This is a genomic window from Cupriavidus sp. 01L45 (assembly GCF_056399885.1).
This window is the reverse complement of record NZ_JBFTSG010000052.1, coordinates 15,122-35,238: the sequence shown is the minus strand read 5'-3', so window position 1 is coordinate 35,238 and position 20,117 is coordinate 15,122. Positions and strand designations below refer to the sequence as shown.

At 64.0% G+C, this 20,117-nt stretch carries 19 protein-coding genes; 9 read left to right on the top strand and 10 right to left on the bottom strand.

From position 1 onward, the window contains the following. Nucleotides 1-71: 71 nt before the first annotated feature. The gene (locus AC1DT6_RS29670) at nucleotides 72-2,039 is read right to left on the bottom strand and encodes an aconitase family protein (protein WP_441633251.1); all 1,968 of its coding nucleotides are present in this window, start codon (nucleotides 2,037-2,039) and stop codon (nucleotides 72-74) included. Between the two features lie 150 nt (nucleotides 2,040-2,189). Beyond that, nucleotides 2,190-3,089, bottom strand: coding sequence for a LysR family transcriptional regulator (locus AC1DT6_RS29665; RefSeq protein WP_441633193.1), 900 nt, complete (start codon nucleotides 3,087-3,089; stop codon nucleotides 2,190-2,192). 449 nt (nucleotides 3,090-3,538) lie between these two features. Between AC1DT6_RS29665 and AC1DT6_RS29660 the strand changes: the two genes are divergently transcribed. The 3 genes from AC1DT6_RS29660 to AC1DT6_RS29650 are packed head-to-tail and all read left to right on the top strand — an operon-like array spanning nucleotide 3,539 to nucleotide 8,216. Beyond that, entirely contained in the window at nucleotides 3,539-6,373 is a 2,835-nt protein-coding gene (locus tag AC1DT6_RS29660; RefSeq protein ID WP_441633191.1) for a xanthine dehydrogenase family protein molybdopterin-binding subunit, read from the top strand. Further along, nucleotides 6,370-6,921, top strand: coding sequence for a (2Fe-2S)-binding protein (locus AC1DT6_RS29655; RefSeq protein WP_441633189.1), 552 nt, complete (start codon nucleotides 6,370-6,372; stop codon nucleotides 6,919-6,921). The genes AC1DT6_RS29660 and AC1DT6_RS29655 overlap by 4 nt, the downstream gene beginning before the upstream one ends. Next, nucleotides 6,921-8,216, top strand: coding sequence for a c-type cytochrome (locus AC1DT6_RS29650; RefSeq protein WP_477111825.1), 1,296 nt, complete (start codon nucleotides 6,921-6,923; stop codon nucleotides 8,214-8,216). Before AC1DT6_RS29655 ends, AC1DT6_RS29650 begins: the two co-directional genes overlap by 1 nt. A 92-nt stretch (nucleotides 8,217-8,308) precedes the next feature. On the opposite strand, the gene AC1DT6_RS29645 is transcribed toward AC1DT6_RS29650, so the two are convergent. The 3 genes from AC1DT6_RS29645 to AC1DT6_RS29635 all read right to left on the bottom strand — a co-directional run bounded on the left by AC1DT6_RS29645 (nucleotide 8,309) and on the right by AC1DT6_RS29635 (nucleotide 9,779). Continuing rightward, a complete protein-coding gene (locus AC1DT6_RS29645; protein WP_441635003.1) occupies nucleotides 8,309-8,716 on the bottom strand; it encodes a hypothetical protein in 408 nt (135 codons plus the stop codon). A gap of 276 nt (nucleotides 8,717-8,992) precedes the next feature. Beyond that, nucleotides 8,993-9,313 carry a DUF3470 domain-containing protein gene (locus AC1DT6_RS29640; RefSeq protein ID WP_045235870.1) on the bottom strand — a complete coding sequence of 107 codons (321 nt, stop codon included), beginning with the start codon at nucleotides 9,311-9,313 and terminating at the stop codon, nucleotides 8,993-8,995. Between the two features lie 58 nt (nucleotides 9,314-9,371). After that, complete coding sequence (locus AC1DT6_RS29635; RefSeq protein WP_400092867.1) at nucleotides 9,372-9,779, bottom strand: cupin domain-containing protein; 408 nt, start codon at nucleotides 9,777-9,779, stop codon at nucleotides 9,372-9,374. Between the two features lie 263 nt (nucleotides 9,780-10,042). Here AC1DT6_RS29635 and AC1DT6_RS29630 point away from each other — a divergent pair, with 263 nt between their 5' ends. The 4 genes from AC1DT6_RS29630 (at nucleotide 10,043) to AC1DT6_RS29615 (ending at nucleotide 13,505) form a co-directional block, all read left to right on the top strand. After that, a complete protein-coding gene (locus tag AC1DT6_RS29630; RefSeq protein ID WP_441635001.1) occupies nucleotides 10,043-11,380 on the top strand; it encodes an MFS transporter in 1,338 nt (445 codons plus the stop codon). A gap of 167 nt (nucleotides 11,381-11,547) precedes the next feature. Further along, nucleotides 11,548-12,237 (top strand): helix-turn-helix domain-containing protein, encoded by a 690-nt coding sequence (locus tag AC1DT6_RS29625; RefSeq protein WP_477103696.1) that lies wholly within the window; start codon nucleotides 11,548-11,550, stop codon nucleotides 12,235-12,237. A gap of 94 nt (nucleotides 12,238-12,331) precedes the next feature. Further along, nucleotides 12,332-12,961 carry a DJ-1/PfpI family protein gene (locus tag AC1DT6_RS29620; RefSeq protein WP_441634997.1) on the top strand — a complete coding sequence of 210 codons (630 nt, stop codon included), beginning with the start codon at nucleotides 12,332-12,334 and terminating at the stop codon, nucleotides 12,959-12,961. A 169-nt stretch (nucleotides 12,962-13,130) separates the two neighbouring features. Beyond that, complete coding sequence (locus AC1DT6_RS29615) at nucleotides 13,131-13,505, top strand: hypothetical protein (protein WP_441634995.1); 375 nt, start codon at nucleotides 13,131-13,133, stop codon at nucleotides 13,503-13,505. Between the two features lie 192 nt (nucleotides 13,506-13,697). Here the strand turns inward: AC1DT6_RS29615 and AC1DT6_RS29610 are convergent, their stop codons facing one another. The 5 genes from AC1DT6_RS29610 to AC1DT6_RS29590 form a co-directional block, all read right to left on the bottom strand. Continuing rightward, nucleotides 13,698-14,069: a hypothetical protein gene (locus AC1DT6_RS29610; protein WP_441634993.1), complete on the bottom strand. Its 372-nt coding sequence runs from the start codon at nucleotides 14,067-14,069 to the stop codon at nucleotides 13,698-13,700. A gap of 8 nt (nucleotides 14,070-14,077) precedes the next feature. Next, entirely contained in the window at nucleotides 14,078-15,151 is a 1,074-nt protein-coding gene (locus tag AC1DT6_RS29605; RefSeq protein ID WP_441634991.1) for a porin, read from the bottom strand. 126 nt (nucleotides 15,152-15,277) lie between these two features. Beyond that, entirely contained in the window at nucleotides 15,278-16,096 is an 819-nt protein-coding gene (locus tag AC1DT6_RS29600; protein ID WP_477115162.1) for a carbon-nitrogen hydrolase family protein, read from the bottom strand. Nucleotides 16,097-16,112: 16 nt separating this feature from the next. Next, nucleotides 16,113-17,087 (bottom strand): Bug family tripartite tricarboxylate transporter substrate binding protein, encoded by a 975-nt coding sequence (locus tag AC1DT6_RS29595; RefSeq protein ID WP_441634987.1) that lies wholly within the window; start codon nucleotides 17,085-17,087, stop codon nucleotides 16,113-16,115. Nucleotides 17,088-17,228: 141 nt separating this feature from the next. Further along, nucleotides 17,229-18,149, bottom strand: coding sequence for a LysR family transcriptional regulator (locus AC1DT6_RS29590; protein ID WP_441634985.1), 921 nt, complete (start codon nucleotides 18,147-18,149; stop codon nucleotides 17,229-17,231). Nucleotides 18,150-18,230: 81 nt separating this feature from the next. On the opposite strand from AC1DT6_RS29590, the gene AC1DT6_RS29585 reads away from it, so the two are divergent. Both AC1DT6_RS29585 and AC1DT6_RS29580 read left to right on the top strand, forming a co-directional pair. Further along, entirely contained in the window at nucleotides 18,231-19,154 is a 924-nt protein-coding gene (locus AC1DT6_RS29585) for a carbon-nitrogen hydrolase family protein (RefSeq protein ID WP_441634983.1), read from the top strand. A gap of 52 nt (nucleotides 19,155-19,206) precedes the next feature. Beyond that, nucleotides 19,207-20,106 carry a LysR family transcriptional regulator gene (locus AC1DT6_RS29580; protein WP_441634981.1) on the top strand — a complete coding sequence of 300 codons (900 nt, stop codon included), beginning with the start codon at nucleotides 19,207-19,209 and terminating at the stop codon, nucleotides 20,104-20,106. Nucleotides 20,107-20,117 lie beyond the last annotated feature (11 nt).

Here is a 20,117-nt window from a genome sequence, read left to right as displayed (position 1 = left end):
GGCGGCCGGGATCTGTCGCCCCGCTCAGGTGCCGCGATGCCCTCGCTGCCGCGGGGGCCTGGGGTGAATGACTACGAGGCAGGCCGGGCGGTACTGGCCTGCAATTGCCCAAAGGTGCTGATCTGCCCGGCCAGCGCGCTCGCGGCCACGGTGTAGGGGCTGGCGAGCCAGACCTGGCCCGGCCCCGAGCGACCGGGGAAGTTGCGATTGATGGCGCTGATGGTGACCTGCCCGCTGGTGGTGGAAGCGCCCGGCCCGCAGTTGGCGCATGAACCGCAGCCCGGCATGACCAGGGTGGCGCCGGCGGCGGCGAAGGTGTCCATGTAGCCGCGCGCTTCGCAGTAGTCCTTCACGCCGAGGGTGCCGAACTGCAGGAAGAGCCGAGTGCGCGGTGACACCTTGAGCCCATGCTCCAGGCCCCAGCGCAATACCTCGTGGTAGTAGTCGAAATCCTCGCGCTTGCCGGCGGTGCAGGACCCGCCGTAGGCGATGTCCACCGGCACCGGCTGGTCCAGGGTGTCCGCCGCGATGCCGTTGCCAGGATCGCCGGGGCGCGCAACCATGGGCGCGATGACGCCTGCGTCGATGCGGATCACGTCGCGGTACGTTGCGCCTGCATCGCTGCGCATCCAGTCCTCGACGGCGAAGTCGACGCCACGCCGTGCATTCAGGAAGGCCACGGTCTTGTCGTCGGGTTCGACGATGCCGGTAAAGCCGCCCAGCTCCGCCACCATATTGGTCAGCGTGGCGCGCTCGTCGATGGACAAGGCCCGTACCGTGCTGCCAGCATATTCGAACACCATGCCGATGGCACCGCCGGAGCGGATTGCGTCCATCTGCAGCAGGTAGAGCACGATGTCCTTGGCCGTCACGCCCTCGGCCAGTTCGCCCTCGACCTCCACGCGCAGCGTCTCCGGCACCTTGCAGCGCACGTAGCCGGTGACCCAGCTATTGGCGACATCGGTGGCGCCGGCGCCGAACGCCAGGCAGCCGAGCGCGCCGGAATGCGGCGTATGCGAATCGGTACCCACCACCACCTGCCCCGGCAACGCGTATTGCTCGGCCATCAGCGCATGGCAGATGCCTTCCGAACCCGGCGTTTCGCCCGGAAGCGCGTTATGCGAGCGCACCGGGTAGTCGTGCGCAAAACTGCTATGTCCCTGCATCAGGTTGGCCACACCGGGCAGCAGGCCGTCGCGCACATGCGGAAAGCTCTGGGCCGCCAGCACAAGGTGGTCCTGGAAGGCAATGATGTGGTCGGGCCGGTGCAACGCCGCCGGCTTGCCGAAGGCGCGATGCATCAGGTGCGCGCACATGCCGGTGAAATAGTCGTGCGAGAAACGCCAGTCCGCCATCACGAACACGCCCTGGCCGCGCTCAGCACTCGGCGTGCCAGGGAGCAGATGGCGGGCGATGATCTTTTCCACCAGGGTGCGCGGTGCGGCATCGCCCGTTGCCTCCGTGGCCTGCGCACCCTCGCCCGCCGCCGGCCAGTTCGCCGCGCGGCTATAGGCCAGCAGGCCACCGGCGCGGATCACCTGCCGGGTCAGCGCGTCGCGCCCGGTCAGGAACGCCTCGATGGGGATCGCTTCGCCCGCCAGCACCCGGTCGAGCACCGTGAAGTCCGTGGTGGTGAGGATGCCGATGTTGTCGCAGTTCTGCTGGTAGATGCGCTCGAAGCTCTCGGCAACGATCAGGCGGATGCCGGCCGACAACTCGGCCAGCGGACTGGACTCGCGCGAAGACCCCTTGCCGTAGCGCTTGCCCGCTACAGTGACCGCGAAGCCGCCGTTGCGGATCGCATCGCGGCCGATCGGCTGCTCGCCGCCGGCCTGAAAGCCCACATAAGGGAATTGCCCCAGGCGCTCGTCATAGGCGAGCATGATCGTGACAGGCGTGATCTCATCGGTGGAGATGTTGTCGCGCAGCGGGCCCGCTGCGGCCAGGGTCATCGGCCTGCCCTCAAGCTGGGCGCGCACGCAGGCGGGATCTTGCGACAGGTACAGCACGCGGCCGCTGAATCGAATGGTGTCTTCCATCATGGGGGTTCTCGTTCTGATGGCCCCACTATATGTTTTGGCGCCGGACGGGCAAAGTGCGGAGTCGGCATGGCAGCCGTCTCGGTTCGAGACGGCTGCCATGCCTTGCTATCGTTGCTATTGCCAATACCGCTATTGGCACCATTGGCGCTATTGCCGGCAGAGAAACCCCACCAATGCCGCGGCACTGGCCGAAAGCTGCTCGTGCGACTGGAACACCACCACCAGTTGCCGCGTGGCCCAGGCATCCGCCAGAGGCCGCGCCGCCACATCGAGCGTGTTCAGGTAAAGCTCGCCCACCTGGCGCGGCACGATGGCGATGCCCAGCCCGACATGCACCATGCGGCACAGCGCATCCAGGCTGGCCACCCGGATCTTGATCCTGAGCGCTGCGTTCAGGCGTGCAGCCTGATCCGACAACAGCCGGCTCAGTGCGCTCTCATCCCGCAGCGCAACAAACGTCTCGCCCAGCAAGTCCGCGAAGCGCACCGCCAGCGCCGAGGCCAGCGGATGGCCGCCCGGCACCAGTACGCATAGCTGGTCCTCCCGGTACGGCAGCGAGACGAACTGCTCGACGCCCGGGATGGCGTTGCAGATTCCAAAATCCGCACTGCGCTCGCCCACCATGCGCAGCACCTCGGGGCTATGCTGCTCCTCCAGCTCGATGCCAACATCGGGATACACCCGGCCAAAGGCCGCCAGGTCCTCCGGCAGGAACTGCACAATGGCGCCGAGATTGCATACCATCCGCACATTCCCGCGCGCACCCGAGGAAAAGCGCGACAATTCCGCCCCGAGCGCCTCGATATTGCCGATGATGGCCAATGCATGGCGCAGCACCGTCTCGCCCACTGGCGTGACCGTGATGCCGCGCGGATGCCGCTGGATCACCGGCAGGCCGATCATCGCCTCGATCTCGGCGATGCGGCGGCTGACCGCCGACGGTGCAATGAATTCACGCTCGGCGGCGCGGGCAATGTTCTGTTCCTGGCAGACGGCGACGAATAGCCGCAGCGAGGTCAGGTCGAGTTTTCTGAGCAGGTTGTCCATGGCTGCGATGCTACAACGATCAGGCATCGCGGACGATGCCGGACGACGATCGCGCGGCACGCCCGTGCGACGCTGGTTTGTGCTCCGCACAACGCGCTACTTCAATGTCGCCCGCAACGGGATGACACGGCCGTGATAAGCATTATTCAGCCCGCCCCGTTGCTGCCGCACTCCCGACGGCGCAGAATCCGCGCCCCGGCGTGCACTTCCACGCCTAGAATAAATGCTTGCATTGCCCCACAGATCACCAGCCCAGTCTTGCGTCGTAATCCGCGCCGGTGCCGTACTTCGTGCCCGCGCCCTCATGTACGGAGACCTAGATTGCCGCTGCGCCTCGCCTTCCGGTTCTTCCCGTCTCGTTCGCCCGGCTACCCAGGCCGGACGTGTCAGGCCGTGTATCTCGTCCGGACGCCGCCGCAGCGGCATCGGCGCATTCCCAAGGAAAATCCATGGCTAATTTCAGCCCTTCGCGCCGCACGTTCCTGAAGGCCAGCGTCGTGGCCGGGGTATCGGTGTATATCGCACCGATCGGCGGCAAGGCCTTCGCGGCCTTGTTCGAAGAAAAAATCCTGACCCCGGTCCAGTGGGACCCCAAGACCGGCGCCCCGAATTTCCGCATCGACGGCATGGCCAAGGTCACTGGCGACAAGGTCTTCGCCCGCGATATCCGTTCGCGTGACATGCCGCACTGGCCCAAGGCGCAATCGCATGCCTTCATCCTGCGCGCCACCAAGGCGGATCGCAGCTATGCGGGCTTCGACCTGGCGTTGCTGGGCGACGATCTCAAGCCCGACCGCGTAGTCACCGCCGCGGACCTGACGCGCGACGGCGTGGCCTTTCCCGCCTTCTATGGCGAGGACATGCTGCTGCCGGAAGGCAAGACGCCGGCCTATCTCGGTCATGCCGTGGCGATCCTGATCTATCACGATTTCGCCCGTTTCCGCTTTGCCAAGGACAAGCTCAAGTTCCACGACGAGATCATCCGCTACGGCGCCTCGACCGGCCCGCTGGAGCGCGATCCCTGGGGCACCTTCCGCTTCGTGCGGGTGGGCGGCGAGACGCCGTTCGACGATGATGTGTTTTCCAGCCTGAAGAATGCGCCGCTGTTCCCCAGCATGATGCGCAAGCACGAACCGGTCTGGCCCGACGGCAAGGACCACGGCCAGCTCGGCGAGCAGGGCATGTTCCACGCCGGCCAGATCCGCCAGCAACTGGACCAGCCGCCGGCTGACTGGCTGGTGCTGGAGCGCGAGTACAACACGCAGTCCGTCGATACCGCCGCGCTGGAACCAGACAACGCCAACTGCTGGTATGACGCCGGCACGCAGGCGCTGCACATGGTCGTGCCGACCCAGTCCCCCATCGAAGTCGGCGAAAGCGCGGCGGAGATGATGGCCAGGGCCAAGGGCGTGTTCCCGGTGAAGCAGGTGTTCGTCCATCCCTGCTACACCGTGGGCTATGGCTCCAAGGATCACTACAACTTCCCCTTCTATGGCCTGGTGACGGCGCTCTACGCCGACGGCAAGCCGGTGCGCCTGGCCAACGACCGCTACGAGCAGTTCCAGACCGCGATCAAGCGGCACGCCTTCAGGATGCGCTACCGCATCGCGGTGGACAAGAACACCGGCCTGTTCCAGTCCTTCCAGGGCGACTTCGAGGCCAATGGCGGCGGCCGCGCCAACTTCTCGCCCTCGGTGGCAATGGTGGGCGCCACCGCGGCGCAGTCGATCTATTACTTCCCGAAGAACGACCTGACCGCCGTGGCCATCGCCTCGCGCGCCATCGATGCCGGCTCGGCACGCGGCTACGGCACGCTGCAAAGCATGGCGGCCACCGAGATGATGGTCGACGAGTTCGCCGAGCAGCTCAAGCTCGACCCCATCGAGTTCCGCCTGAGGAACGCGCTGCGTTCGGGCATGAAGAATACGCAGGGCGCGATCCCCGCCGGCGCCATCCGCGTGGATGAAGTGCTGGAGGCGGCCAGGGCCCATCCGCTCTGGACCGGCCGCGCGAAGAAGAAGGCGGATTTCGAGGCGAGCCATCCCGGCCGGCGCTACGGCGTGGGCTTCGCCTGCGTGCAGAAGGACTTCGGCACCGGCGCGGAAGCCTCGTTCGCCAAGGTGGAGATGCGCGCCGACGGCACCATCGCCCTGCATCACTGCGGCGCCGAGATCGGCACCGGCATGTCGACCTCGCAGGCGGTGGCCGTGACGCGCTGGCTGGGCAAGCCAGCCACCGAAGTGCGCGTGGCGATCACCGACTGGCCCGACCTTCCCGTCACCGCCACCGGCGATCCTTACCTGATGAGCCAAGCCGACCAGGACAAGCTGTCGGCCAATCCGCGCTGGTCGCCGGCCTACGCCTCGCCTTCCAGCGCGACCAATTCAGCCTACTACTTCACCCACAGCACCCGCGAAGCCGCGCGCGTGGTCTTTATGCACGGCCTATGGCCCGCTGCCATGGCGATCTGGAGCCAGGGCGTCGGCGGCGGTCAGGCCGCCTCGCTGGTGGTGCGCGTGGAGGATGCGCGCTGGGTCAAGGGCAAGCTCACCGCCGGCGGCCTGCAGGCGCTGCCCTACGAACAACTGGCAAGGAAGGCGCACGAGCTGGGCCTGGTCACGGGCGCCACGGTGCACGTGTTCAATCGATGGCAATGGAGCGAGGCTGATTTTGAGGTCGACGGCACGGCTGCCCGGCTGCCCATCGACGGGCTCTCGGTACGCTACGGCGATGGCGCGGACGCCGCGCGCAAGGCGCGGATGACCACCAGCGGTGGCTACCAGGTGCTGGACCGCAAGAAGGTTTACATCGCCCCGACCCAGCGTAACAACGCGACCGTGACCTATTACAGCGCGGTGGCCACGCTGGTGGAGCTGTCGGTGGCCGAGGCCAGCGGCAAGGTGGATATCCTCAGCCACCACTCCATCATGGAATGCGGCTCGCAGTTGTCGCCGGAACTGGTGTCCGGGCAACTCCAGGGGGGCATCGCCATGGGCATCGGCCACGCGCTGCACGAGATCCTGCCGCTCTATGAGGACGGGCCCGGCAACGGCACCTGGAACTTCAACCGCTACCACTTGCCGCGCGCCAGCGACGTGGCGGTGTGGTCGCAAACCGGGATAGTCCTGCCGCCCGTGTCCGACACCGATCCGCCCAAGGGCATCGCCGAAGTGGTGATGATTCCGGTGGTGGGCGCCATCGTCAACGGCATCGCGCATGCCATCGGCCATCGCTTTACCGCCCTGCCGGTCAGCGCCGAAAAGATTCAGGAGGTCCTGGCATGAGCATCGCCACCCAACCGCTTTCCCTCAACATCAACGGCAAGGACGTTGGCCCCATCGACGTGCCGGAAGGCCTGATGATGATCGACTTCCTGCACGAGTACCTGGAACTCACCGGCTCGCGCCTGGGCTGCGGCCAGGGCATCTGCCACGCCTGCGTGGTGATCCTGGACAAAGCCGACGGCAGCAGCGAGGAAGTGCGCGCCTGCATCACCGGCGCGCACTACTTCCAGGGCAAGAAGGTGCGCACGGTGGAAGGCCACGCCAGGCGCAACGACAAGGGCGAGGTAGTGGAACTGTCGCCGGTGCAGCAGAAGTTCCTGGAGCACTTCAGCTTCCAGTGCGGCTACTGTACGCCGGGCTTCGTCAACGGCGCGACCATCCTGGTGGAGCGGCTGAAGCGCCAGCCGGTAGCGCGGGGCAAGGTCGACGAGACCATCGCCGCGGCGCTCGACGACCATATCTGCCGCTGCACCGGCTACGTGCGTTACTTCGAAGCCGTCAAGGACGTGGTGGTCAACACCCCGGGCCTGGTAAAGGAAGACAAGTGATGACGAGCCAGCCCGACTTCCTCCGGCACGCGCGCACCACGCTGGCGACAATGGCCGCGCTGGGCGCGGCCCTGCTGGCTGGCTGCGGCGACCACGCCGCCCCGATCGACACCGCCGCCGACCAGCAGCCCGCCACCAAGCTCTCTCCCGCCGACCAGATCGCACGCGGGCGCTACCTGGCGCGCGCCGCGGATTGCGCCGCCTGCCATACCAGCGCCCAGGGCGCGCCGTTTGCCGGCGGGGTGGAACTAGCCTCGCCATTTGGCACCTTTTACGGCACCAACATCACGCCGGACAAGGACCACGGCATCGGCAAGTGGAGCGCGGACGATTTCTACAAGGCGCTGCACGACGGGGTCGCGCCGGACAAGCATCTCTATCCGGCCATGCCTTACACCTCGTATCGCGGCCTGTCGCGTGGCGACACCGATGCGATGTACGCCTACCTGATGCAGCTGAAACCGGTTGCCGTGGCCAACAGGCCGCACGATCTCAGCTTCCCGTACAACATGCGCGTGACGCTGCCCGGCTGGAACCTGCTGTTCCTGAAGGACCAGCTGCCCGACGCCTCCACCGGCCAGACCCCGCCCTGGCAGCGCGGCCGCTACCTGTCCAATGCACTGGGCCACTGCGCCGAATGCCACACGCCGCGCGCCGCGTTCGGCCGCCTGGACGCGGCCAAGCCACTGGCCGGCGCCGCGCTCGGCCGCGTGGCCGCGCCGGACATCACGCCCGCCGGCCTGGCCGCGCGCGGCTGGACGGGCGCCGACCTGCAGACCTTCTTCGCCACCGGCATCGCGCCGCAAGGCTCGGCTTACGGCGAGATGTTCCCCGTGGTCCATCTCAGCAGCCAGTACCTGAACAAGGCCGACCTCGCCGCGATGTCGACCTACCTGCTGGGCGACCAGCCGCCGCAGCCCCAGCCGCTCAAGCCGGTCAGCGCGGACGCGGCCCTGCTCAAACCCGGCCGCCAGCATTACCTGGCCGTCTGCGCCGGCTGCCACGGCCGCGATGGCGAGGGCAAGCCGCACGTGGCGGTGGCGATGCTGGGCAACTCCACCGTGCGCAACGCCGACCCGCACAACCTGATCGTATCCATGCTCGACGGCATCGAAGCCCAGAAATTCCCCGGGCTGGAGAGCCTGCAGGACATGCCCGGCTTTGCGTCGCGCATGAGCGACGCGGAGCTTGCCGACCTGGCCAACTACCTGCGGGCGAGCTACGGCGGACAACCCGGCGATGTGAGCGCGGACAAGGTGAAGGCCCTGCGCGCGGAAGCGGGCAAGGGCCATTGAGGGAGAGCACCGGCGCGGACGTGCCGGCGCACTGCCCGGTTCACGGGACGTTGCACTCCGAAGGGTTGGGGCTCAGGAAGGCTGCCAGGCGCTCAGGCGCCGTCGAGGAAGGGGTTGCGCTGGCCCAGGCGCGTCCCGAGCGCATCGGGAGCCAGGCTCATGCTGGCGGCGTCCATTGCCGGGTTGGGGCTGCGGGCCAGCGTCGGGTCGACCGGTGCGGGCGCAACGCCCGGCTGAACCGGCTGTTCGGCACCTTGCGCATAAGGATCGCGCGCGGCCGGCAGCGTCGCCTGGGCCGACGGCGCTGCCGCCGGCGTGGCTTGCACAGGCTGCGCGGATGACACCGACTGGGCGGTTTGCATAGGTTGGGTGGATTGCATCGGCTGAGTCATCGGCATCGGCTGGGCCGGCTGAATGGGCTGGGCCTGCTGCGCGAACAGCGGGTAGGACGCGATCATCGCGCCAGCCATCAACAGGGATTTCGCCAGATGTTGCTTCATTCGTGTACCTCCAAAGAACGCCTTCAGGCATGGGAAGGACCACTGTAGCGCCGAGGTACCTGACATTTTGTTTGATTTTGCAACAGTCATTTACCAGCGTTGCCATCGACGCCAAGGCGCGTTATCTGCGCGCGCTCGATCGTTGTGCTGCCACCAGAGAGCGGGGACGACTGGCTAGTGTGCCGAGCACCCAAAGCTGTCAGGCGCTTCCTGATCCTCTGCACGGCTGACCGCATGGACGGCAGCTCTCCGTGGCGATGGCCCCTCACCTGCTCCCTAGACCAGCAACGCCCTCTTGTTTTCCAGAAACGCCCAATCGTCGGCATCCGGCAGCGGCCCGTCCCCAATTTTCACCACCGGCCACTTCTGCGCCAGCTTGTCATTGAGTTCAACGAAACCGAGTTCCTCCTCTGTCAGGTCATAGTCATTCTTGATGGCATTGACCGGGCATACCAGGGTGCAAATCGTGCAATTCAGGCAGACCGACGGGTCGATCACCATAAAGTTCGGCCCCTGATGGAACGCATGCACGGGACAGACTTCCGCGCAATCTCCATAGCGGCAGTTGATGCAAGCTTCAGTGACGACGCAAGCCATGGCGACTCCAATGACAAATCCCGGAGCACCACGCCCCGGGGATAGGACGCCGGCAATTTCAGGAGGTCTTGCGGAAGCCGGCCGTACCAAAGAAGACGTTCGGCTTGCGATAGACCGCGAACAGCAGGCAGCCCTCGTCGGAACGGGTTTCGTGCAATGAACCAGGCTGGCGCCAGACGAACTGGCCGGCGCGGCAGATCCCGTCGTGATCGTAGAACGATCCCTCGAGCACATAGCTTTGCTCGATCTCCGGATGCTTGTGGAATGGCAGCACCGCGCCTGGCTCCCACTTGAGGAGCACGGTCATTTCGCCGGCGGCGTCGTTGCGATACAGGACTTTCATCGAGATCTTCTCGAACTGGGAGGGCTCCCATTCGAGGGTATCTGGATCGACATAAACCGAACCGCCGGGGGTCGGCTCCAGTTTGCCCTTCAAACGCTCGCTGAAGTGTTGGTTCTCAATCACGGCAGTCTCCTCTGGACAGTTAGGTAAGTGCAAGCGCGCAAACACGATGCGTCGCACGGAAACTAATTTACTCAATAGTTTCCTTTTGGTCAACCCACCTTCAATGTGTTTTGATATTTATGCTTTATTAGTAACTTTAGTTTCCTTGTTTACCCTACATTGCTTGAAAATGTTTCCCAATTGACTACTATGAACGCGCAGTTCTCGCGAGATTGCGCCCCCGAAGCCAATGACAAGCAGCAAACAGGAGACAGGAGACACCGATGGATGCATACACAAACACGGAGGGCGCCGCAGGTTTGGTCGACACAGCGCACCGATCCAGCGGCAGGGACAGCATGAGCAAGGTGGTGACGGCCAGCGTCATCGGCACCATGGTCGAGTGGTACGACTTTTTGCTCTATGGCACAGCCGCCGCGCTGGTGTTCAACAAGCTGTTCTTTCCATCGCTAGACCCGTTGATGGGGACCATGGCCGCGCTGGGATCCTTTGCCGTTGGCTTTATCGCGCGCCCCCTGGGTGGTGTCGTATTCGGGCACTTCGGCGACAAGGTCGGCCGCAAGACCATGCTGATGACGACGATGTTCCTCATGGGCGGCGGCACGTTCGCCATCGGTTTGCTCCCCACCTATGGCCAGATTGGCATCTGGGCGCCGGTGCTGCTGATCTTGCTGCGCGTGATCCAGGGCATCGGCATCGGCGGGGAGTGGGGCGGCGCGGCGCTGATGGTGATCGAGCATGCGCCGCGAGACAAGCGCGGCTTTTATGGGAGCCTGGTGCAGATGGGATTCCCGCTGGGCATGCTTGCCTCTACCGGCATCTTTGCCTACCTGAGCAGGATGGCGGACGCCGACTTCCTGGCGTGGGGCTGGCGCGTCCCGTTCCTGCTGAGCGCCATTCTTGTCTTCCTGGGCTTTTATATCCGCTTGAAGGTCTCGGAATCGCCGGTCTTTGCCGCGGCGTCGCAGGACAAGGAGCCGCCGAAGATCCCCCTGCTCGAGGTGCTGACCAAGCACCGCCGCAACCTCGTCATCAGTATTGGATTGAAAGTCTGCGAAGTTGCCTGGGTCTATATCCTCACCGTGTTCGTCGTCGTGTACGGGACCACCGTACTGAAAATTCCCAAGACGGTCATTTTGGACGGCGTGCTGCTTGGTGCCGCGCTGGAACTGCTGACGATCCCGTTGTTCGGCCATCTGTCAGACCGCTGGGGCCGGCGCCCGCTGTATTTCCTGGGATCCCTTTTCACCATCGCGGCGGCCTATCCGCTATTCATGTGCATCCAGACCGGCAATCCCGCGATCATTGCGCTGGCCGTGGCAATTTGCATGAATCTGGGCCACGGCTCCATGTACGGTCCACAAGCCGCCCTGCTTCCCGAGCTGTTCGGCACCAAGGTACGCTACAGCGGGGCATCGCTGGGGTGCCAGGTGGCGGCGGGCATCGGGGGCGGCCTTGCGCCCATGCTGGCGACCGCCCTGCTGGCCAGGCAAGGACATTTCGTCGGCGTGGCCATCATGATTGCCGTGCTTGGCCTCGTTACCCTGATCGCTACCGCGGCCAGCACTGAAACCTATCGGGACAACCTCTACGAATCCTGACGGATGGCTGCTTGCGGTGGCGTCGCCTTCCTGGCGCAAGGGCAGCGCAAGCGGCGCCCAACCCCCCTGGGCAACAAACGCCACGCAACAAGGCTTACAATTCCAACCGGGAAACTTGCCCAAGTTTCCCATTCCCCTACCAGACGGGCGAACGGAACTTGCAAGCCATGACGGCAAAAACCCTCGATAAAACACTTCTCGCATCACGGCAGAAGCAAGCCGCTCAGGATGTGAGCACGGCGCCGACAGATGATGAAGAAGCCGTCTGCCTGCGCCTGCGCACGGCACGCATCGAGCATGGCCTTACGCTTGAAGCCCTTGCGGAGCTATCCGGATTCACAAAGGGCTATCTATCCAAGATCGAGAACGGGAAAAAGGCGCCGCCGATTGGCTCGCTGGCTCGCATCGCACGCGCCATGGGCATGGAACTGAGCTATTTCTTTGTCGACACGGATGCCGCGGACGCGGTCTCGCCCGAAAGTGCCGACACCCCCGTCTCCGTGGTACATCATTGGGAGCGCAAACCCGTGTTTCGCGGCGGCAGCGCCTACGGGTACGACTATGTGAGCCTGGCGCACAAGAAGCAGCGCAAGCACATGGACCCCTTCATGTTTACCTTCCCCTCCGAGATCAATCTCGACTTCTTCTTCGAGCATGCGGGAGAGGAATTCGTCTTTCTCCTGTCGGGGAAAGTCGAATTCGAGTTCAAAGTCAAAGGCAAGCTTCAACGCTGCATCCTGGAAGCTGGCGACAGCCTTTACTTCGAGTCCAGCACGCCGCATCGGGGCCGCGCCCTGGAGGGCGATGCACAGGCAGTGGTGGTTGTAATGGAGCCTGCCGAGCCAGACCTCAAGTGAGACGTAGCAAAACGGCAGGCTAGCGAAATGAGTAAGTTGCCCAAAAGGAAACAATGTCATAAGATTGGGAAACAACCCACTCGGAGACAACACCATGCGCATCGCGGTCGTTTTGTATGAACACATTGAGCCCATCGAACTCGCTGTCATCGGGACGCTATCGATGGCGAAACGCGTGACGGAGAAGCTCTCGTACTTCACCGTTTCAGAGCACGGCGGCATGGTCCGGTTGCAGAACGGGCTGCGCGTCGAAACCGACTACGCGTTCGCCGATGCGCCGCCGGCGGATGTCGTGATCGTGACCGGAGGCCCGGGCTGGCGCGAGCAGGTGCATAACAATGGCATGCTTTCGTTTATCCGCCGGCGTCACGCCAGCGGCGAGCGCGTGGCGAGCGTATGTACGGGCGCCATGATCCTCGGGGCCTCCGGCCTGCTCGAAGGCAAGACCGCCACGACAAAGTTTCCTGTCACAGGACCAGAGGAATGCCCGGGCACCACCCTGGCCAGACTATATCCGGACACGCAAGCCGTCCAGGCGCTGGTGGTCGATGAAGGCGATGTCATTACCGGCGGCGGCGTGACGCTCGGCATTGACCTGACGCTCTACCTCCTTGAGCGGTACCTCGGCTCCGAAGTGAGCCACGAGACGGCCCGCATCATGGAGTATGACGCGGCGCTGGACGCCAACCGGCGACGCCTGCGCACGCTCAGGCATGCTGCCTGACCAGTTGCTTCCTAGCGCGCAGCAGCCGTAGGAATGAGCACGGTCACGCTCAGCCCTTTACCCGCACCTGCATCCTCGTTGGCGTAATCCATTGCGACAGTGCTGCGCTTTGTTGGACCGATGCCGCCTGCGGTATAGTCCTCGCGTTCAATTTCGGTGGAGAGATAGCATGGCGGAGAAAAAGGTTCGGGTGTCGCATATCGGTGTTCCCGGCAACCTGAGTGTCTTGAAACTCAAATCGTATCTGCGGACGGCCTTTGCCAATGCGGCGCAAACGGAGAAAACGGAGAGTGAGGAGGAAATCCTGCTGATCAAGGTGCTTGTTCCCCGCCCGCTCGGCTTGCGTGCGGGGGAGAAGCTATTTGACAAGGTGCTGCAAGGCATCGTCGACAAGGACTCCCGTATTACCCGCGTCTCGGTTGAGTTCGTCGATGGCGAAGTTACGCAGCAGACCATTGACGCTAGCATGGCGAGGATCCAGAAGGAACTGGATGAGTTCGGGCACGTCTTGCACGAACGTTCAGAGGATGCGAGCGGGGATTGATCTAGGCCGCGGCGCATGGCAAGCGCAGCTTTCCATGCAACGCGCAAATCGCATCGACACACCAAATGAATCTTCCGCAGAGACTTCGCTATCGTCCTGGCGTTGCGCGCTGAGGCGGGCAAGGGGCACGGAGGGAGATCGCCGGCGACAGTGGGCGTCGGCGCTCCCCATGTCGCGGAATGGCGTCCCTTCCTACGCGCTCAATTCATAGTCGTCGACCCCGACCACGGTCCGAAGCGTATCGGCGTAGGCCTTGCGTAGATTGCGGGCTTCCCCGGTCCGATCGAACTGCCTGGCGGCTTCGGCAATCAGCCCGGGAAAGGCATTGCGTTGCGCCACGTCGCGGAATGCGAACACACGGCACTGCGTCCCGCTTTTGCCGCACGGATTGGCTTGGGTCAGGCAAAGCACCTCAAGGAAGGCACCATCGGCAAAAGCAACCTCGTCGATGGGCTCCACCACATTCCTCAAGTATTGCCGGTAGGCCAGTTCCTGGCCAGGCAACACCTCGAATCTAAATACGCGGATGCATCCTATATGCTGCGCGATCCAGTTTGAAATCATGGAATCTCTCAGAAATTGTGCCGCATGCCGATCTGGACAGTGCGAGCCGTTGGGTTACCCGGTCCGACAGTGCCCCCGGCGTACAAGCCACCGCCAAGGGAGTACTGTGACCCATTTTTATTGAGAATGCGCCCTGACGCGGCGAACAAGACCGTGCGCTTTGACAATGCGTAGTGGCCGCCGATGGCAATGAGATTGGTGTTTCTGTTGGCCACGCCTTGCGTACGGTCCTTGACCAGCACGAACTGGGCGATAAGCGTGGCCTGCGCACCGACGCCGTACTTCACGCCGAAGGGAAACATGTCGTAGACCTGCTCCGGCCCCTTTGTTGACGGCGTATTTGCCTGGCTATTCCAGTCGCGGTGCCAGCCGGTAAACAGCTTCGCCGGCCCCACCGTGTAGTTTCCCCCCATGCTGAAGGCCTGCAGCTTTCCCGTGTCGGTCGCGTTGCGCTGTGTCACGAAGCCGATGTTGAAGTCGGCGAGGTCGTTCTTCTGCCGCGTGGACACGCCCCACATCCGCCCGGCCCGCTGGTTCCCCGCGACCTCTCCTGGTGCGTACATCACGTAAGTGACACCCGGCCAGCGATCCGGGGACGTCCATAGGATGGAGTTGTCGACCCGCCCGAGCGTGGCACGCGCCACGCCGGCGGGAATAATGGCCGGAAGGCCGCCGGCCAGCCCTGCGTTGAACGCATCGATGTTCCAGAACATCCGGTTCTCGGGAGAGTACTGGCGACCGAACGTCAGCCGGCCCAGCTGCTCGCTGGAAAGACCCATGTATACCTGGCGCCCGAACAGCCTCCCGCCTTGCTGGGACATCCCGTCGTCTGCCCCGAAGCCGCTCTCCAGCCAGTAAACGGCGCTCAGGCCCGGCGAGATGCGCTCGACCCCCTTGATGCCGAAACGCGAACCCCAGTCGCTGCCGCTCTGCAGGCGTGTCAGCGTTCCCAGTCCTTGCTTCGAGATATCGAGTGCCATATCCACGACACCAAAGACCGCCGATTCGGCCTTTGCGTCCGAGGTGCAGACCGAGATGCTCAGCCCCGTCACAGCAGCCAATGTTGCGGCATTTGTCTTCATAGCTTTCAAACCGTTAAGCAATACGAGGGCCACACCCCCGCCTGGAACGAGGGAGGGAAGAATTGGAACGCTTGATTGAAGTGCTTGAGGCTTGAGGCTTGAGGTGCGCCGACGTGGCCTGCTGTACTACAAGCCGATGGCCGTCGGCCCCAGAATCCGTCGGTGCTTGAACGCCGGAATGGCTTCGCGGAYGCTGCGCAAACGGTCTTGGCTCATCTCGCCGATGACAACGCCTTCGCCCTGGGGCAGGCTGGCAACCACGTCTCCCCATGGGTCGATCAACATGCTGTGGCCAAACGTCTGCCGCTGATTGGCGTGCGTCCCGCCTTGCGCCGCGGCCAGCACATAGCACTGGTTCTCGATCGCTCTCGCACGGAGCAGGATCTCCCAGTGCGCACGGCCAGTGGTTTGCGTGAATGCCGACGGCACGAGGATGAGGTCCACTTGCCGCATGGCCCGGTAGAGCTCCGGAAAGCGCAGGTCATAGCAAATGGATAGCCCCACGCAGCCGAACTCCGTCCGCGCCGTGACCATTTCGGTGCCCGCGACCATCGTCCGGCTCTCGTCAATGTCGCGGGTGCCATCCAGGTAACTGAACAGATGCAACTTGTCGTAGCGCGCCTTCACCTCTCCCGTGGGCCCGAACAACAATATCGTGTTGGTGACCTTTGGCGCTTGCGTGGTAGCCAGCGGGAGCGAGCCGCCCGCGATCCATACGCCGTGCTGCCTCGCCTTGGCGGCCAGGCAAGCCTGGATCGGCCCCTCGCCGAACGCCTCGGCAATCGCGAACTTGTCAGTCTCGTGAAGACCGATCTGGCAGAAGTACTCGGGCAGAAGGACAAACGTGGCACCGCCGTGCACGGCTTCATCGATCAGGTTTTCCGCGACGGCAAGGTTGTCCGGCAGGCTCGGAGAAGACACCATTTGAATGGCGGCGATTTTCATTTTCCGGCTCTCCGCTTCAGTCCATTTCCGCGTGTGAGGTGGTAACGATCTTGCGCCAGGTCAGGGCATCGCGCTGGATCGTCTCTGCAAATTTCGCGGGGCCATCGCCAACCGGCTCCGCAATCTGCCTGGCAAAGGCATCGCGCACCTCTGGCCGCGCGAGTACCTCCTTCACGCTCTGGCCGATCCTGGACACCACCTGGACCGGCGTTCCACTGGGGGCGCATATTCCTACCCACCCCGTAAAACTCAGCTCGCTCAGGCCCTGCTCGGCCAGCGTGGGCACCGCGGGAAGCTGCGGCAGGCGCTTGGCCGTCCCTGTCGCCAGGCCCTTCACGCGGCCGGATTCAACGAAAGGCAACGCGGAGATGACGCTATCCATCATCAAGCTGACGCGACCGGCGGTAAGGTCCGTATATGCGGGCGTCGAGCCTTTGTAAGGCACATGCTGCATGTCCAGGTGGTTCCGCATTTTCATGGCCACTCCGGCAAGATGCGGCGTCGTCCCGTTGCCGCCAGATGCGAAGTTGTACTTGCCGGGCTCGCGCTTGGCCAGGTTGATGAATTCCTTGAGGGTGTTGGCGGGAATTTGGGGGGCTGCCACCCAGATGGTCGGCGTATTGACGATGTGGCTCACCGGGACCAGGTCCTTGATCCCATAGGACAGCTTTGGGTATAGCGCCGTGGCGACCGCCAGGTTCCCGGTAGAGCAAAGCAGCAAGGTGTAGCCATCCGGCGGCGCCTTGGCGACGAATCCCGCGCCGATCGTGCCACCGGCGCCGGGCCGGTTGTCGATAACAAGGGACTGCCCGAGCGCCGTGCTCATCGCGGCGGAGATCAGGCGCGCGACCAAGTCGTTCCCTCCTCCCGCGGGAAATGGCACAACCAGCGTCACGGGCTTGGCCGGCCAGTCGGCCGACACAGCAAGGGTTGGTACCGCGCAGCACAGTGAAGCGAGACTGGCGGCGGCGAGGCAGAACAATTTGGGCATGCGGCATCTCGGTGGCATGAGTGTGATGAAGCAACACACTTGACGAGCGAGATCGTGCCGTAAGCCGCGGCGCTGGTAAAACAAATAAAAATTACGCTCAGACAAGGAAATTTTGACTTCCTCCCTCCTGTCAGCCGATTCCTAAGAGATCCACGCCATGTTGGCGAAGGTATCGACGACGGCCTGCTTGACAGCGGCCACCGCCGGATCGCGAAGGACGTCCATCCGCCACGCCAGTTCAATGGGATCGCGGGGCAAGGCGACCGGGCACGGCAGTACCTGGAAGCCGCCCAGGCCAGCCAGGGCGTGCGCGGCATGCGCAGGCAGCGTCGCGATGGTGTCGTTCCCGCGGAGCAGGAACGGCACGGCTGCGAAGTGGGTGGTCGAAACCTCCACCCGCCGCTTCAGGCCAAGCGCGGCAAGGGCCTCGTCGACAATGCCCACAAAGCCGCCGGAGGAGATCAGGATATGCTTCCTACGCACGTATTCCTCAAGCGTCAAGCCACGCGCTGGCGCGCCAATGGCAGGCACCAGGCAGGCATAGCCCCCCATCCCGAGTACATGCTTCGCCACGGCCCGCGATGCCAGTCCCCCCGCTGCCACGATGAGGTCCACGGAGCGATCCACCAGCATTTCCACGGCCTTCTGACTGTGTGTCTGCCGAAACAGCAAGCGGATGCCGGGCGCCATTTCCGCCAGGCGGTCGACGAGACGGCGCCCCATGGCGATCTCGTAGTCATCCGAAAGCCCGATGGAGATCGTCCTTTCGTGAAAGACGTTGCCGCCCGGCGCCACCATCGAAAGGCTCTTGCGGCAGTGGTTCAGCGCTTCACTGACCACGGGCTTCAGTTCCTGCGCGCGCGCCGTGGGGCGCATGCCACGCCCGGCTCTCTCGAACAGCGGGTCGCCATAGACGCGGCGCAGGCGGCCGATCGCCGCGCTCACCGCGGACTGCGTCAGGCCCAAGCGGATCGCGGCTCGGCTGGCGCCGCCCTCCTCGTAGAGCGCCTCGAAGACCTTCAGCAGGTTGAGGTCCATCGCCTCAATATCTATGGCATTCATATCAGATACATCCCAATCCACCTTGATTCATGATGGCGTGGGCGTGAACATAGCGCAACCCTCTTCCCGGAGCCACACCTCATGCCCGCTTCCATCGTCGCCGCCCTCCAGATTGGTTCCTCCCCCTCGGGAAAGGCCGAAACCCTGGCCAGGATCCTGGCGTTCGAGGACAAGATCCTCTCATCCTGCGCAAGCGTCGTCGTCATGCCGGAGGCACTCCTGGGCGGATATCCCAAAGGCGAGATCTTCGGTACGCGGCTGGGTTATCGCCTGCCCGAGGGCCGCGACGCATTCGCCAACTACTTCGAGAACGCCATCGACGTACCCGGCCCCGAAACGCAAGCGCTGGCGGCGCTGTCCACGCGCACGGGCGCGAGCCTCGTGGTGGGGGTCATTGAACGAGACGGCAATACGCTGTACTGTACGGCGCTGTTCTTCGATCCCGCCGCTGGTCTCGCCGCGAAGCACCGCAAGTTGATGCCGACGGGCACGGAGCGCCTCATCTGGGGCCAGGGAGACGGCTCGACGTTGCCTGCCCTGCAGACATCCGCCGGGCGCGTGGGCGCTGCGATCTGCTGGGAGAACCACATGCCCCTGCTACGCACGGCGATGTATGCCAAGGGCGTGGAGATCTGGTGCGCACCGACCGTGGACGAGCGCGATATCTGGCAGGCGTCGATGCGCCACATTGCCCATGAGGGCCGCTGCTTTGTCATCAGCGCCTGCCAGGTCCAGGCCTCGCCGCGGCAACTCGGCATCGACGTACCGCATTGGGAAGCGGATCGCCCGCTGATCCGCGGCGGCAGCGTGGTCATTGGACCGATGGGCGACATCATCGCCGGGCCTTTGCTGAATGCGGAAGGCCTAGTAGCCGCCGAGATCGATACCGACGAGTTGGTGCGCGCACGCTACGACTTTGACGTAGTCGGCCATTATTCTCGCCCGGATGTCTTTTCGATGACGGTTGACGAACGGCCGAAGACATCGGTCAACTTCCAGACCTGAGGCGGACAGGCGGGGGAGCCCGAGCCGTAAGCCATGCGCAGGATGCCAGCCCATGAACCTTCGATTTCTTGAAACATTCGTCTGGGCGGCCCGGCTGCGCAGGATGACCCTGGTTGCGCAGCGGCTTCACGCCACCGATGCCACCATCTCCGCGCGCATCGCCGCGTTCGAAGCAGAGCTGGGCGTAAAGGTTTTTGTCCGGGAAAAGGGAAAGCAACTGTGCCTCACCCCGGAGGGCGCCGAGATGCTGGCGCCGGCGGAGGAGCTGCTTGCCCTTGCGGACGCGTTCACCCAGCGGTTTGCCGCAAAGGATGCAATGCCCAGCCAGATCACCATCGGCATGAGCGGCACGGTCGCCGGGGCAATACTCGAGCCGCTGGTTGACGTGCTTTATGCCAGATGGCCTGACGTCAATATCCATCTGCCTTCTCTCACCAGCACCGACATTCGGCACAAGCTACTAAGCGGCGCGCTCGATATTGGCCTTCTCCTCGGCAGTGTCAACGAACCGAACGTGGACAACCTGAAGCTGCTGGAGCTTGACTACGCCTGGGTCGCGAGCCCCCGCCTGATTCCCGGCAACGTATCGCCGTCGGTCGAGGCGCTAAAACAGCAGATGTTGCTCTCGTATCCAGTCGATTCGGACCTCTTCGCCTCGGTTGCCACCTACTTTGACACGCCGCATCTGGCCGGCTTCAAGCTGAACGTTCTCAGCTCCTTGTCCGTGATGTTGCGCCTCGCCTGTGCTGGCGTTGGATACGCGGTGCTGCCCGTTGACCTCATCCGCAACGAGCTCGATACAGGAACGCTAAGATTTCTCGGGCTCTCCCGGCCGTTCCCGACGCAGACATACTTCGCTTCCTTCATCGATCTGCCGTCGACCCCCTTGCGCCGTATCATCGCCGAGTGCATCCGCGATATTGCGCGGCTACCGTCGCGGGCGAACGCGTGATGCATGTTGCG

Excerpts from the sequence above, each read along its gene's own strand:
- AC1DT6_RS29640 (WP_045235870.1), bottom strand. The coding sequence starts at position 9,313 with ATGGCTTGCGTCGTCACTGAAGCTTGCATCAACTGCCGCTATGGAGAT.
- AC1DT6_RS29665 (WP_441633193.1), bottom strand. The coding sequence starts at position 3,089 with ATGGACAACCTGCTCAGAAAACTCGACCTGACCTCGCTGCGGCTATTC.
- AC1DT6_RS29580 (WP_441634981.1), top strand. The coding sequence starts at position 19,207 with ATGAACCTTCGATTTCTTGAAACATTCGTCTGGGCGGCCCGGCTGCGC.
- AC1DT6_RS29610 (WP_441634993.1), bottom strand. The coding sequence starts at position 14,069 with ATGATTTCAAACTGGATCGCGCAGCATATAGGATGCATCCGCGTATTT.
- AC1DT6_RS29625 (WP_477103696.1), top strand. The coding sequence starts at position 11,548 with ATGACGGCAAAAACCCTCGATAAAACACTTCTCGCATCACGGCAGAAG.
- AC1DT6_RS29590 (WP_441634985.1), bottom strand. The coding sequence starts at position 18,149 with ATGAATGCCATAGATATTGAGGCGATGGACCTCAACCTGCTGAAGGTC.
- AC1DT6_RS29655 (WP_441633189.1), top strand. The coding sequence starts at position 6,370 with ATGAGCATCGCCACCCAACCGCTTTCCCTCAACATCAACGGCAAGGAC.
- AC1DT6_RS29650 (WP_477111825.1), top strand. The coding sequence starts at position 6,921 with ATGACGAGCCAGCCCGACTTCCTCCGGCACGCGCGCACCACGCTGGCG.
- AC1DT6_RS29615 (WP_441634995.1), top strand. The coding sequence starts at position 13,131 with ATGGCGGAGAAAAAGGTTCGGGTGTCGCATATCGGTGTTCCCGGCAAC.
- AC1DT6_RS29605 (WP_441634991.1), bottom strand. The coding sequence starts at position 15,151 with ATGAAGACAAATGCCGCAACATTGGCTGCTGTGACGGGGCTGAGCATC.
- AC1DT6_RS29585 (WP_441634983.1), top strand. The coding sequence starts at position 18,231 with ATGCCCGCTTCCATCGTCGCCGCCCTCCAGATTGGTTCCTCCCCCTCG.
- AC1DT6_RS29630 (WP_441635001.1), top strand. The coding sequence starts at position 10,043 with ATGGATGCATACACAAACACGGAGGGCGCCGCAGGTTTGGTCGACACA.
- AC1DT6_RS29645 (WP_441635003.1), bottom strand. The coding sequence starts at position 8,716 with ATGAAGCAACATCTGGCGAAATCCCTGTTGATGGCTGGCGCGATGATC.
- AC1DT6_RS29620 (WP_441634997.1), top strand. The coding sequence starts at position 12,332 with ATGCGCATCGCGGTCGTTTTGTATGAACACATTGAGCCCATCGAACTC.
- AC1DT6_RS29660 (WP_441633191.1), top strand. The coding sequence starts at position 3,539 with ATGGCTAATTTCAGCCCTTCGCGCCGCACGTTCCTGAAGGCCAGCGTC.
- AC1DT6_RS29670 (WP_441633251.1), bottom strand. The coding sequence starts at position 2,039 with ATGGAAGACACCATTCGATTCAGCGGCCGCGTGCTGTACCTGTCGCAA.
- AC1DT6_RS29595 (WP_441634987.1), bottom strand. The coding sequence starts at position 17,087 with ATGCCCAAATTGTTCTGCCTCGCCGCCGCCAGTCTCGCTTCACTGTGC.